We start from the raw sequence: 12,892 nt of genomic DNA, 5'->3' as shown, positions 1-12,892 counted from the left end.
CCGGGCGGCCCGGGCTGGCCGCCGGGACCGGACGGCGGCGTGCGCGAACCGCGCCGGCCGAAGGGAACGCCGCCTCAGGACTCGATCGAGCTGGCCGAACCACGGTAGAAACGTCCCATGCGCCCCACCGGACTCAGCGACAGCGAGAAGCGGGTCCGGACGGACTTCCTGGCCGGAGGGCGCACCTCCTTCGAAACCGGCGACCCGGCGGCTGACGACCCCACGGCCGGCGCGGCCTGGGGCCCGGAGCGCACTCTGCGCGCCGAGTTCGTCAGGGGCCTGATCGACGACGCGGGCGACCGGCGCGCACCGCTGCGCGTGGTCGGCGCGCGCGTGGTGGGCCCGCTGGAGCTGGAGTACCGGGAGCTCGGCTTCTCGCTGAGCTTCACGAACTGCTGGTTCCAGGACGAGATCGACCTGCACGACGCCCGCCTGCGCCGCCTGAACCTGCGCGGCTCCCGCCTGGCGGGCCTGCACGCGCCGTTGACACACGTCGAGGCGACGGTGGCGTTGCACAAGGCGCGGGTGGACGGACGCCTCCGCCTGGACCACGCCGTCATCGGCGGCGGGCTCCTGATCACCGACGCGCACCTGCACCACCCCGCCGACCTGGCCCTGCGCGCCGACCGGGTCCGCGTCGGCGGCGACCTGATGCTGTGGGGCACGACGATCGAGGGCCGCACGAGCCTGCGCGACGCGAAGGTCGGCGGCGTCATGAGCCTGGAGCGCGCCGACCTGCGCGACCCCGACGGCCTGGTCCTGGACGCGGCCCGGATCCAGGTCGGCAGCGACCTGATCGGCGACGACCTGCACGCCGACGGCATGCTGCGCTTCTCCGGCGCGGAGATCCAGGGCCAGCTCCGCCTGGCGAACGCAAAGCTGCACCGGCCCGGCGGCATCGCACTGATCGCCTACCAGGCAAAAATCGGCGCCGACCTCCAGTGCTACAAAGGCTTCGAAGCCGAGGGCCTGATCCGCATCGACGGCACCCGCATCACCGGCCACGCCCGCTTCGACGGCGCCACCCTCCACGGCGACGGCACCACCGCCCTCGACGCCCGCTACGCCGAGATAGGCGGCGCGGCCCGCTGCCGGGGCATGCGCACGACGGGGGCGGTGCGGTTCGGGAGCGCGCGGGTGGGGAACGATCTGGACTTCCGGGACGCGGTGCTGGCGGGGGCGGCCACTGCCACGAGCGCTGCTGTTGCTTCCGGTTCAGGTTCTAGGTCTAGCTCTAGCTCCAACCCCAGCTCTAGCTCTAGCTCCAACCCCAGCTCTAGCTCTAGCTCCAACCCCAGCTCTAGCTCTAGCTCTAGCTCTAGCTCCGGCTCCAGCTCCAGCTCCGGCTCCGGCTCTAGCTCCAGCTCCGGCTCCGGCTCTAGCTCCGGCTCCGGTTCTAGCCCCAGCCCCAGTTCTAGTTCTAGTTCTAGTTCCAACTCTGGTCCCAGCTCCAGCTCCAGTTCCAACATCCTCTTCCTCGGCAACCTCCGCGCCGCCGAACTCACCCTCCGCTTCGCCGCCCCGCCGGCCGGCGCCATCCACCTCGCCAACGCCCAAGTCGGCGTCCTCAACGACGATCCCGCCACCTGGCCCGCGCACTTCACCCGCGACGGCTTCACCTACGACCGCATCGCCGAGCCCGGGCCCGTCGCCTCACACATCGGCTGGCTCGCGCGTGAGGCCGCCGGGTACCGCCCCGGCCCCTACGAGCAGCTCGCCGCCGTCTATCGCCGGCAGGGCCTGGACGGCGAGGCCCGCCGCGTGCTGCTCGCCAAGCAGCGCGCGCGGCGTCGTACCCTGCCTCGCGCCGCGCGGCCGTGGGGCTTCGTGCAGGATGCCGCCGTCGGTTACGGCTACCGCCCCGAGCGTGCGTTGGGCTGGCTGGCCGCGTTGTTGGTCACTGGGGTCGTCGTCTTCGGGCTGCATCATCCGGTTGCGGTCAGCCCGGGCGCGGCTCCCCCTTTCAATCCCCTGATCTACTCCCTCGATCTGCTGCTGCCGGTGATCAACTTCGGTCAGGGCCGGGCGTACGTCCCCACCGGCGGCTACCAGTGGGTCGCCTATCTGCTCACCGCCGCCGGGTGGATCCTCGCCACCACCATCGCCGCGGGCCTGGCACGGGCCGTCAACCGGGCGTGAGTCGACCCCCGGCCGCCACCACCACCGTTTCCACCGGCGCCATCGGTCTGGTCGAGCGGGCTCAGTGCGCCTTCAGGAACGCGTCGATGTCCGCGATCACCTTCGCCCCATGGGATCCGCTCAGCAGGTGTGTCCCGTGGTCCGAACCGTCGTAGGTCAGGGTGCGCGCCAGGTTCGGCAGGTCCGCCTGGAAGGTCTTGGCGGCGTCGGCCGATCCGTAGACGTCCTGCGCAGCGGTGAGCAGGAGCACCGGGCACGTCAGATGCTTGACATAGCTCGAAACGTCGATACCCGGCCTCATTATCGCCTCCGCAGACAACGTCACCACCGCGGTCACCGGCGGCTTGATGCCCGCCGCGGCGACCAGCGACGTCTTCGCACCCTGCGATGCGCCCAGCAGGAAGACCGGCCCGGAACCATGCGCACGGAGATCGGCCACGATCGCGTCGAGACCCGTCACAGGGTCCTGATCGCCATAGTCCCACATGGCGACCTTGTAGCCCTCGGCGACGAGATGGTCCGCGTACGCCTGCCACGACCCCTGGTCCTCGTCGCTCTCGTTGCTCAGCACGATCGTCCTCGCGCCGGTGCCCCAGAGGGTGTAGCCGGCGGCCAGCTGCGCCGTGATGAAGTCGGTCACCTTGCCCTTGAATCCGTCGTCGGCCAACAGATCCCAGCCGTGGCCCGCGCCGGCCGGCCGCACCTCCAGCGTCCTGAGCGTCGGCGGCGCCCCCAGCGCGTCGAAGAGGCTGCGCTCGTCGACTGTCGACACGTACTTGTCGCCGTCCGCCACCGCCATGAAGACGGGGACGTGGACGGTCGCGGCCTCGGACGGCAGGGTGCCCAGTTCGTCGGCCGAGAGTGCCACGACCGCCGCCACACCTGGCGAGGAGTCCTCGGCGGTTCCGGCTTCGGCGGCCAGCGCCGTGGTCGCCCCCGCCGACGCGCCGACCATCACGATCGTCTTGGCACCGGCGGAGTGCAGCTCGATCAGCGCGGCATCGACGGCCGCGATGCCTTCTTTCCCGAATCCCGGCTGTCCTTCATCCGCCGCCGTCGACGACGAGCACGTACTCGTGCCCTGACACGGCATGTCGAAGAGCAGGACGTGCAGCCCTTTCGCAGCAAGCTCACCGGCATAGGACATCCAGCCGCATTCACCCTGCGTACCGGCTTCCGGAACCAGCAGCACCCCCTTGGCGCCGCCACCGATCTCCACCGCCGAGAGCGTCACACCGTCGTTGGTCGTGAGCGTCAGCGCCCGCGCGCCGGCCAGCTGGCCGGAGCAAGACCTTGTCGCAGAACTCGTATCCGTCGCAGGACTCGTAGTCGCCGCCGTGCCATGTGCCGTCCCGCTCGGCACCGTGCGCGGGCTGCCCCCGTGACAGCCCGCCACGGCGAGCGCCAGGATCAGCACGGTCACGATGCGGGAGACTCCTCGCCGATCCAGGCTCATGCCTGCGAGGATTCACCGCACGACATACCGCGGCGAGGCTTTCTATCCTGGTGGAAAGGCTTGCGGAGGAACGATGTTGCGGATCCACTTCAGCCCCGGCGACTTCGCCCGCGTGCGCTTCCTGGCGCGGCCCGCGCCGTTGGTGGAGTTGAAGCTGTCGCTGATGATGTCCCGCCGCCGGGATTCGGCCCTGCTGTTCGGCCGCTGGCGCCGCGACGTCGGCCACAGCCTGCCCGCCAGCACCCGGCCGCTGTGGGACCTGCTCCAGCCCGACCGCGGCCCGGCGTTCCTGGATCCGGTCTCCGGCGACCTCGAGGAGGGCCTGGAGCTGGTCCGCGGCACCCCCGGCACGGTCATCCGCTCGGACGTGGCCAAACTCGAGCGGCCCCCGACCCCCTGGGTCAGGGCCCTGATCGCGCAGGACGCCCACGCCTGGGACCTCCTCGACCGGGGACTGCGCGACGCCTACCAGTCGGTCCTGGCGACGTCCTGGAACACCGTCCGCGAACGCCACGCCGCCGAGTTCACCCGCTTCGCCCTCAGCTCCGCCGAGCACGGCGTCGAACCGGCCCTCGCCGCCCTGACCCCCGGCGCCCGGCTGCACGAGGCCACCTGGCACCTCCCGGCGTCCAGAGACCGCGACCTCCACCTCGCCGGCCGCGGCCTGACCCTCCTGCCCACCTTCCACTGGACCCACGAGCCCCTCATCGGCGCCTGGCCCGGCCGCCCGCTGCTCCTCGTCTACCCGGCCGGCCCCGGACTGCCCCCGCCCCGCACCGCGACCCCGCCGGGCGACGCCCTCGCCGACGTCCTGGGGCCCTCCCGAGCCCGCATCCTGCGCCTCCTCGACCACCCCCGCACCACCACCGAACTGGCGGCCCGAGCGCACCTCAGCCTGCCCACGACCTCCTCCCACTCAGCCGCCCTGCGCCGCGCCGGCCTGATCACCACCACGCGCGAAGGCCGCAGCGTCCAGCACACCCGCACCGACCTCGGCCGCATGCTCACCGAAGCGGTCCCCGCCTGACCGGCGCGCTGCACCGACCGACCCGGCCCCGACCCCGGCCCTCGAAAAGCCGACAACCCCACCACCCGCCCACCCGAAGATCACACGCCCCGCTCGCCCCACCCGCCCCGGCCACCGCACCCGCACCCCGCGCACCCCGCTAAAGAACCGCCCCACGAAAGAACCGAGTGGCGAAGCACCCCCTGCCATCCGCTATTGTTGTGCCGTCGCCCCACGGTGCCGATCCCGATCGGACCCGAGGGATGCGTCCCTGGCAGGTTGCCCGAGCGGCCAATGGGAGCGGACTGTAAATCCGTCGCGAAAGCTTCGAAGGTTCGAATCCTTCACCTGCCACATCGGAAAAATCCTCCGACCGGAATTCCGGCCGGAGGATTTTTCGCGTTATACGTCGGCTACGTATCAGCCGCCGAGGATTGGTCTTCGGCCCGCAGCCACAGGTAGTCGAGTCGATTCTCGATCACATGCTTCAGGGCACTGCCCGATTTCCGGTTCGAGCCACAGGCCAGACGAACCTCGCCGCCTTGGGGTATCTCGATTTCGAGCGGTCGACTGAGGCACCAGTCGACACGCATCTGCACCTGGTGCCGACCGGGCGGTACGGGAATGCGGACAGACTTGCCCCGCTTCACTTTCGCCAGCCCGACCCCGTCCACCATGACGTCGTGAGCGCGAAACACGTCGCTGATGAACGCCGCGTCACGTGTGACGACCAGAAACGCACTGTCATTTGCGACCATCGCCCCGCCCTTCTCCCGACTGTCCCGTGAGACGGGACGCTGCTCGGCGCTGGAACCAGCCGTTCACCAGTCCGGTCTCACCCCGGCGGTGCGGCGGGACCAAGAACGCGGGCCGATTGAACCAGGCGATGGCAAGGACGGACAAACCGCCCCCCATGAGGCCGAAGATGATGACGAGGGCCGTGGCAACGTACTGCTTGACTGCCAGCAGCCCGACGATAACGACGATGGAAAGCATGGCGCAGGCCCAGGGCAGCATCGCCCGGCTCACCGCGGCACGGCCGGCGGAGCCGAAGGGAAGCATCCGGGCGAAGGGTACGTCCAGTGGGTCCATGTCCGGCCTGCGCCACGTCCGGACAGCGACAGCGAACTGCGCCGCCCCCACCAGGCCGACGAGAATCATGGCCACCACAAGACCCATTCCGACCTCACAATGACCAGTTCATGGGGTTGAGATCAGAAACCGTGTTGCTCACGACGCTGGTCGCGCCGTTCCACGCGCTGCTGGCGACGTCCGACACTCTACTGGAGAAATCATCCCACCTGTCGCCGATGAAGTTGTTGATCCCGTTGTTGATGAAGACCGAGGCGCCGAACCCGGCGATCGCACCAACTCCTGCTCCGACGACCGCACCTGGAGCCCCGCCGATGAACAGGCCCACCTCCGCGCCGGCTTCCATGCCGCCCGAGGTCATCGCGTAAGTGTCCACCGTGTCCGCGGCGGTTTGCACCGTCGCGTCCTCGACCGCCTTGACCGGCGACTGGTGGCGGCTGTTCTCATCGGTCGTGTAGTTCGACCACAGACTCACGGCCGTTCCGGCCCCGAAGAGGGTCGCACCGCCCCAGCTCTTGACGTTCGCGAGCTTCGACAGTTTCGCGAGCGCACCCGACCCCTCGTTGAGGATTCCGCCACCGGGTGCGAGGCCCGCGAAGCCGGAGTTCGCGACCGAACTCACCAGTCTTGTGAATTTGCCGAAATCCGACATGAATGATTGGAATTCCCCGTCGGAAAGGGCCGTGACGTCCCGGGTGATCGATTCACCCAAACTCTTGAAGTAAGAGGCGAACTTCGTCGAGGCTCCGGCCAGCCCGCCAGTGAAGGCGCTTGTGGCTTCGGCTGCACCGGCGGCCGCAGAACACACGTGCCCGAGGCCGTCCGATGCGCATCCATAGTTGGGGTGAGTGATTCCGCAGTCCTCATCGGGACATATCATCCGGAGTCCGGTCGGGTCACTGTTCGTCACAGGCGTGTTGTCGCTGTACGTGTATCCGGCCAGTGACTGGGGGTCTGCGGAGTTGAACTGTGGATCGACGCTGATGAACCGCCCCGTGACGGGATCGTATTTGCGGGCACCGATGTCCGACAGCCCGGTGGCCGCCGAGGACGGCGCGTCGATGAACCCGCGGTTGTCGGGCCAGGTGCCGCCGGTGACGCCGCCGCGCGCGTTGCCGAAAGGGTCGTAGGCTCGGCGGGTGACGGCGAGCGTGCCGGTATTGATGGCGATCTGGCTCGTGGAGTGCTGGTCGCCGATGAGGTACTCGGTCGTGGCGGCTTGGCCGGTGAATTCGCCCACCACGGTGCCAGCGAGGCTGTAGTAGCGGATCGCGCTGATCGTGCCGTTCGACGTGCGGGTGATTTCCTGGCCGGGCAGGTACAGGGTCATCGATCCGGGGTCGTGGCGGACGGTCTGGTTGCCGTCGGCGTCGTAGACCCAGGTGGTGGTGCCGGCTGCGGCGGTGTCCTTGGCCAGCCGTCCGTCGGCGTCCCAGTTCAGCGTCTGGTTCTGTGTTCCGGTGGCGTCGGGGCGGCTGCTGGTGTCGCCGGACTGGTCGTAGTTGTAGCTGGCGCCGGTGGTGCCGTTCGGGCCGCTGGTTATCGTGGCTGCGAGGCTGTGAGTGCCGCCGATGTTGTACGAATAGTTGGTGGTGGTGTCGCCGCCGGTGGCGGCGGGCAGGGCGTGCGTGGTCTGCGACGCGCGGGTGCCGTTGGCGTTGAAGGTCCAGGACAGCCAGTAGGGATTGGGGCCGCCGATGTTGCCGCCGGCGCCGTTGTTCGGGGCGGCGGCGCAGGCGTCGGTGGCGGACCAGGCCGCGTTCAGGCGGTCCAGGCTGTCGTAGGTGAAGCACTGGTCATCGACCGGCGAGATGCCCTTGGGGCCTTCGGTGTCGTTGATCTGGGTGATCTGGCCGGACGGATCGTAGCTGTACTGGGTGTCGTTGACCTGGGGTGTGGCCAGTTGCGCGGTGACGTTGTCGTCGGTGACCTTCAGCGTCTGCGCGTCGTAGGTAAAGGAGCGCCACACGTTGTTGCTGGCGCCGCCGCCGTAGGTGATCTGCCCGGGGAGCCCGTAGCCGTTCATGTTCTGGGACGCGGTGACGGAGGTGCCCGCGACCTCGACCGGCTTGCCGAAGGCGTCGTAGGTGTTGGTGATGGTCTCGCCCGGGACGCCCGCGACCGGCGCGGGGCCGATGGACAACTGCAGTCCGGTCGAGGAGTACGAGTAGCCGGTGGTCCAAGTGCCCTTCATACCGGTCTCCTGGAACGGCAGGGTGACGTACTGGGCCATGGGGTTGCCCATGCCGTCGTAGCTGCTGGTACCGGTGACGTAGTTGCCGGTGGTGGTGTACCGGGTTTCGTTGGAGAGCTTGCCGGCTTGCAGGGTGTCCCAGGTCCAGGACGCGAGCTTGGTGCCGGTGGTCGAGCCCGAGAATTCGGCGGTTTTACGGCCGAGGATGTCGTAGGTGTAGGCGAGGTTCTGCCCGCGGGCGTCAGTGGTGGAGGTGACTTCGTTGTCCAGGTCGTACTGGGTGCTGGAGATGCCCGTGTCGGGGTCGTTCTGCGAGAGCTTGTTCCCGAGCATGTCCAGCGTGAACGTCCAGGTGGAGCCGGAGGAGGCGATCTGGGTCTGCCGTCCCAGAGCGTCGTAGTTGTATGTGGTCGGCTGGGAGAAGCCGCCGGAGACTACATTGCCGCTGACGGTGGGGGCGACGGTGTACTGGTCGAGTTCGCTGGTCCGGCCGCGCACATCCTTCACCGTGGTGGTGATGACGCCGCCGGTCGGCGGGATCACCGTGGTCCGGTCGCCGCCGTAGATCGTCTGCGTGGTCTGTGTGACGTTGCCCAGTTTGTACTTGCTGGCCAGGGTGACGCGCCCGGTCCCGTCGTAGGTGTTCACGGTGCGGGCGTCGACGGCGTTGATCGGGACGCTTTGCACGACATTCGACGGGGCTTGGCTGATCAGGTAGTGGTCGTTGGTGGCGACGGTCCAGCCGTGGCCGTCGTAGAACGTATCCGAGACCTGGGACCCGCCGCCTTCGGTCGCGGTCTGAGTCTGTATCGGGCGGCCCAGGGCGTCGCTGAGCTTGGCTGTCGTGACGTAGTTGGTGCCAGTGCCGTAGTCGACCAGCACGTTGCCGGTCACGACCTCAGGGCCGGCGGTCTGGATCAGGTAGGAGTAGGTCTCGTTCGGGGCGTTCGTGCCCTGCACCCGACCCGGCTTCCACAGCTGCGTCATGCGCCCCAGTGCGTCGTAGGTCGCCGAGGTCACGTGGCCGGCGACGTCCGTGCTGGAGGCGATGGTGCCGCGGTCGGGGTTGTCCACCGTGGTCATGGTCTGACTCGCCGGGTTCGTGACCGCGATCTGGGTTAGGACACCGCCGTCGGAGGGCGTGTATACCGTGCCGGTGGTGCGCCCGAGCGCATCGACGCTGGAGGTGACGCGGCCGGAGGTGTCATAGCCGGAACTGGTCTTGGTAAAGAACGCGGCCGCCGCACCGTTGGTGTTGTTCAGCACATCGGTTCGCGTCGCGTTACCCGGTCCGGCCAGCTGCCCAAGAGTCACCGAGCCGTCGTAGAAGGTCCGCGTGTCGGCCACCACGGCGGACTGCGCGGTCCCGGCCGACGGGCACGCTTGCTGGGACTGGATCACCTCGGAGGGCTTGTCCCTGATCCACAGCGCCGTGTTGTCGGCATAGGCCGTGGTGGTGCACACCTCCGGCACATTGTCACCGCTGGCATCCGAGGCGATCACCCGGCCGAGCCCGTCGTAGGCGCTCGTGGTGGTCGCGGTCTGGTAGGTGCCGGTGGCCAGGTCGGTGAGCTTCCTGGTTCTGGCGGTCCGGACCAGATCCGCGGTCAAAGAAGGAAGCCCGGTACGCGGCCGCGTCGCCGTGGTGGCAGCTACGGTGTAGTCGGTCAGGGTCGCGGATACCCGCGCACCGCCGTCGCCGTTGAACACATCGGTCTCATACGGCGAGTCCAGATACCGGTAGTCGTCGGTGGTGGTCTCGCCAAGGCTGTTGCTGATCGACGCGCTGCGGGTTTTGCCGCCGGGCAGCGTGTCGCCGTTCATGCCGCGGTAGTAGAAGGTCGCGGTCTTGGTCAGCTGCTCGTGCGCGTCGGGATCGCCGGTCTTGACGTCGACCTCGCCGTATCCGCGAAACTGGCCGTAGGTCCGGTTGGCCGGTTTCACCACCTCGTTGTCGTCGAAGTGCCAGGCCGCGGGTCCCACATAGGCGTAGCTGGTGGCCTCAGCTGCGGTCAAGGCGCTCGGGTCGCGCGTCGTCACCTTGGTGACCACGTACTTGTCGAACCAGTCGAAGATCGGTGCCGAGTACCCGGTCGGGGTCCAGTAGACCGGCATGCACTGCGAGGTGTTCGTGGAGGCATCTGAGGGGATCGTCGTGGACGAACACCCGGTGGAGTAGCTGATCGAGGTCACCGCGCCGGTGTCGCCGAACAGGTCCGTCAACCGCCAGTGCAGCATCGGCGGCAGGCTGTTGTAGTTCGGCACCCGGTTGGCCAGCAGCTGGCCCTTGGTCGTGATCGTCGGCATCGCGATCGACGAACCGTCGGCCGCATACCCGGTACGCGTGATCGAACTCAGCCACAAAGCCGGATCGCCACCGTTGGGGAACTGGTGCCCCAGATCGTAGGAGTCGACCTTCACATACGCCGAGCCGTTCCAGTACCGCGTGGTGATGTTCGTCAACATCTCCCGGGACCAGAACGTCGGAGCGTTCACGTTGCACGTGGCTCCGGACGCACAGGACTGGTCGATCGGCACATCAGGCCAGTAGGAGCTGTTGGATGTCGTGAACTGGGAATCCGCGCAGGTGTTCCCGGAAGGCGTGCCCGGTATGCAGCGCTCGCCGACGGTGAACAGCACCTGGTCCGGCGTGGCCGGGCCGTACACCGACCCGTTCTCGTCCCGCAGCCCGTAGTCGATCTTGTTGAGATACCCGCCGCGGGTGTACTGCACACCGGTCGTGGAGCCGTTCTTGCCGTAGTAGTTGGTCTCCGGCGTGTAGTAATACATGGTGCCGTTGCCGTGGGCGTCCTCGACGTAGTCCAGGTTCCACCGCCACGCCTGCGTACACACGGAAGACGAGAACCCCGAAGAGCTGTAGCACGGGTCCCCGGAGTGGGCGCCGAAAACCGGCTCGGTCCAGGTCGAGCTGGTACCGCCCTGAGTCGTCTGCCCGGGACCGCCGCCCCGGCCGAAGAAGTACTGGGTACCGTCCGGCGTGGTGACCTTCCAGTACTCACCGCCGAGAGCGCCGTTGTTGGCACCCGTCAGACGCTGGACTCGGGATCCGTCGTCGGACTGGAGCTTCACCTGCTGTGTGACCGGATCCCAGACCAGCGCGTTGGAACTGCCGTTGAGACTCAATGTCAGAATCTGCCCGGCCCAACAGTTATCAGGGGTCTGTGATGCCGTCGGCAGATCCGTGAAGGTGGAGCAGGACCGGTAACTGCGCTCGATGAAGCCCGGAGAATAGTCCCAGCCCTCACCGATCCACGACGGCTGGTTGTTGGTGGTCGCTGTCTTGCCGTCGATGCCGGCGGAGTCGTAGGACAGCGCGACCGACGGCGCCGAACCTGCCGCCACCGGCGGGACCGCGATCGGATACGACCACGTGAACGCGCCGCTGTCGCCGCCGGCCGACCACGAACCCGACGGCGACAACGACGTCGCCGTGAAGTCGCCGTTGGTTCCGGAAGTCCCGGCAGTAGCTGCGAGCACCAGCCGTGTCGCGGCCACACTCGCCGTCACATCGGTACGCGCCAGACTGATCCGGTGCCCCGACGAACCGCCGAAGGCATCCGCGCCAGAACCGACCGACACGTCAGCGGTGAGCTTGCGGCCGGAGGCGTCGTTGCGTCCGCCGGCGATCGGTTTCTGCACCTGACAAGCAGGAACGGCAGGCGTGGTCAACACACACGCCGGGAGCTCCACCAACCGCAGACGACTGCCGTAGTCGGCACCGGCCGCGCCGGCGAAACCGCTATAGTCCACCACCGCCGTCGCATCGAACGGCTGGAAGCCCGGTGGCGGCACCACCGTGAAAAGGACACCGTCCACGCCGGCCTTCACAGCAGTGGCCCGGTCTGCCATTTGCACGTGGACAGTCGGCTCGACAGCCCTATTCCCGGCGGTGCCGGAATCTGCGGCGGCTGAGGAACCCCTGACCGTCAACGACAACGGAATCACCGCCGTTGAGGTTGTTGAGGTCGGGTCGCCATCCTGCCGGCTTTGGGCCGAACCCGCTTTCGTCGGGTGCACAACGGGAACGTCCAATTCCCGGGCCGCCGGCCATGTGCCCGTCACCTGCAAAGCAGGCATCGGGGTAGAACCGGCCGCCTTTTGCAGCGGAAAGGGATGTGCTGATGCGCGCTTGATATCAGGCACCGCAGGTCGCTTCGCTGTCGACGCCGTCGATGCAGCCGCGGCCCCGGCACCGGGCCCCACGACGAAGCTCGCGATCGTCGCACCTGCGACAACAGTCCCGACAATCCGGCGAGACACCGACGACACAGCAGAAACCAGAGCGCACCCACGCATGTCGAGACCCCACCCGGTGACGAGAAGACTGAATACGAACATGTATACGTGCCGCTTGGAGACGATACAGACCACTGATCAACCTGGATAGAAGGCCCCACTGTCCTAATGCGGTCAAGGTCCACAGGCAAGGCAGCCTGTGGATACCCATTGAGCACCTTCGGAACATACCGCTAGCGTGTGCGATCGCCACGGGTGGCCCGCCCACCTCGGACAGGTGTTCATCGGGCTTCTCAACAATGCACGAAACCTGTCATCCTGTTTCTATCGGAGGCTTCATGATCATGCCCCCAGGTGCCTTTTCAGGGCACTCACAATTCTCGAGAACTCGAAGGCGGCTGACCGCGGGCATCGCGGCCGCCGCCACCGCCCTGATCGTCGCGACACCGGCGTCGGCCTCCGCCGGGACCACGCCCGGCCCGTCGGAATCGACGACCTCTGCGACACCTTCCTCGACCGCGTCGTCGGCTGTTTCCCCGACAACGTCCTCGACGACGTCAACAACAACCCCCTCATTGCCGTCGAAAACCCAGGGTTCGGCGACACCGCCGAAGAAGCCCTCGAAACCGATGAAGGACTCGGCAGCACCGCCCGCGGCCGCCGACGCTTCGACGACCGCGCAGGAGACCGGCACCGCCACCGAAGTCACGGCGCTGACGACCGAGACCCAGAAGATCGTCGCGAACCC

General features: G+C 67.9%; 7 protein-coding genes and 1 tRNA gene. 3 read left to right on the top strand and 5 right to left on the bottom strand.

What is annotated here, in order from left to right; translation table 11 throughout:
* Nucleotides 1-117: 117 nt before the first annotated feature.
* The gene (locus ABH920_RS46535) at nt 118-2,139 is read left to right on the top strand and encodes a hypothetical protein (protein ID WP_370355791.1); all 2,022 of its coding nucleotides are present in this window, start codon (nt 118-120) and stop codon (nt 2,137-2,139) included.
* A 61-nt stretch (nt 2,140-2,200) separates the two neighbouring features.
* On the opposite strand, the gene ABH920_RS46530 is transcribed toward ABH920_RS46535, so the two are convergent.
* Complete coding sequence (locus tag ABH920_RS46530; protein ID WP_370355790.1) at nt 2,201-3,595, bottom strand: alpha/beta hydrolase; 1,395 nt, start codon at nt 3,593-3,595, stop codon at nt 2,201-2,203.
* A 73-nt stretch (nt 3,596-3,668) separates the two neighbouring features.
* Between ABH920_RS46530 and ABH920_RS46525 the strand changes: the two genes are divergently transcribed.
* Together ABH920_RS46525 and ABH920_RS46520 are read left to right on the top strand one after the other, a co-directional pair.
* Nucleotides 3,669-4,622: an ArsR/SmtB family transcription factor gene (locus tag ABH920_RS46525; protein ID WP_370355789.1), complete on the top strand. Its 954-nt coding sequence runs from the start codon at nt 3,669-3,671 to the stop codon at nt 4,620-4,622.
* A gap of 252 nt (nt 4,623-4,874) precedes the next feature.
* Nucleotides 4,875-4,955: transfer RNA gene (locus ABH920_RS46520), tRNA-Tyr, on the top strand.
* A 59-nt stretch (nt 4,956-5,014) separates the two neighbouring features.
* On the opposite strand, the gene ABH920_RS46515 is transcribed toward ABH920_RS46520, so the two are convergent.
* The 4 genes from ABH920_RS46515 to ABH920_RS46500 all read right to left on the bottom strand — a co-directional run.
* Nucleotides 5,015-5,359 carry a hypothetical protein gene (locus ABH920_RS46515; protein WP_370355788.1) on the bottom strand — a complete coding sequence of 115 codons (345 nt, stop codon included), beginning with the start codon at nt 5,357-5,359 and terminating at the stop codon, nt 5,015-5,017.
* On the bottom strand, nt 5,346-5,762 hold the full coding sequence (locus tag ABH920_RS46510) for a hypothetical protein (RefSeq protein ID WP_370355787.1): 417 nt from the start codon (nt 5,760-5,762) through the stop codon (nt 5,346-5,348). Before ABH920_RS46510 ends, ABH920_RS46515 begins: the two co-directional genes overlap by 14 nt.
* A 25-nt stretch (nt 5,763-5,787) precedes the next feature.
* Nucleotides 5,788-11,724, bottom strand: coding sequence for an RHS repeat-associated core domain-containing protein (locus tag ABH920_RS46505; protein WP_370355786.1), 5,937 nt, complete (start codon nt 11,722-11,724; stop codon nt 5,788-5,790).
* Nucleotides 11,725-12,457: 733 nt separating this feature from the next.
* On the bottom strand, nt 12,458-12,892 hold a 435-nt coding region (locus ABH920_RS46500), incomplete at its 5' end, for a hypothetical protein (RefSeq protein WP_370355785.1).

The organism is Catenulispora sp. EB89, from assembly GCF_041261445.1.
GTDB lineage: Bacteria > Actinomycetota > Actinomycetes > Streptomycetales > Catenulisporaceae > Catenulispora.
This window is presented reverse-complemented; position numbering and strand designations above follow the sequence as displayed.

Coding starts and splice junctions, on each gene's coding strand:
- ABH920_RS46535 (WP_370355791.1), top strand. CDS start 118: ATGCGCCCCACCGGACTCAGCGACAGCGAGAAGCGGGTCCGGACGGAC.
- ABH920_RS46530 (WP_370355790.1), bottom strand. CDS start 3,595: ATGAGCCTGGATCGGCGAGGAGTCTCCCGCATCGTGACCGTGCTGATC.
- ABH920_RS46525 (WP_370355789.1), top strand. CDS start 3,669: ATGTTGCGGATCCACTTCAGCCCCGGCGACTTCGCCCGCGTGCGCTTC.
- ABH920_RS46515 (WP_370355788.1), bottom strand. CDS start 5,359: ATGGTCGCAAATGACAGTGCGTTTCTGGTCGTCACACGTGACGCGGCG.
- ABH920_RS46510 (WP_370355787.1), bottom strand. CDS start 5,762: ATGATTCTCGTCGGCCTGGTGGGGGCGGCGCAGTTCGCTGTCGCTGTC.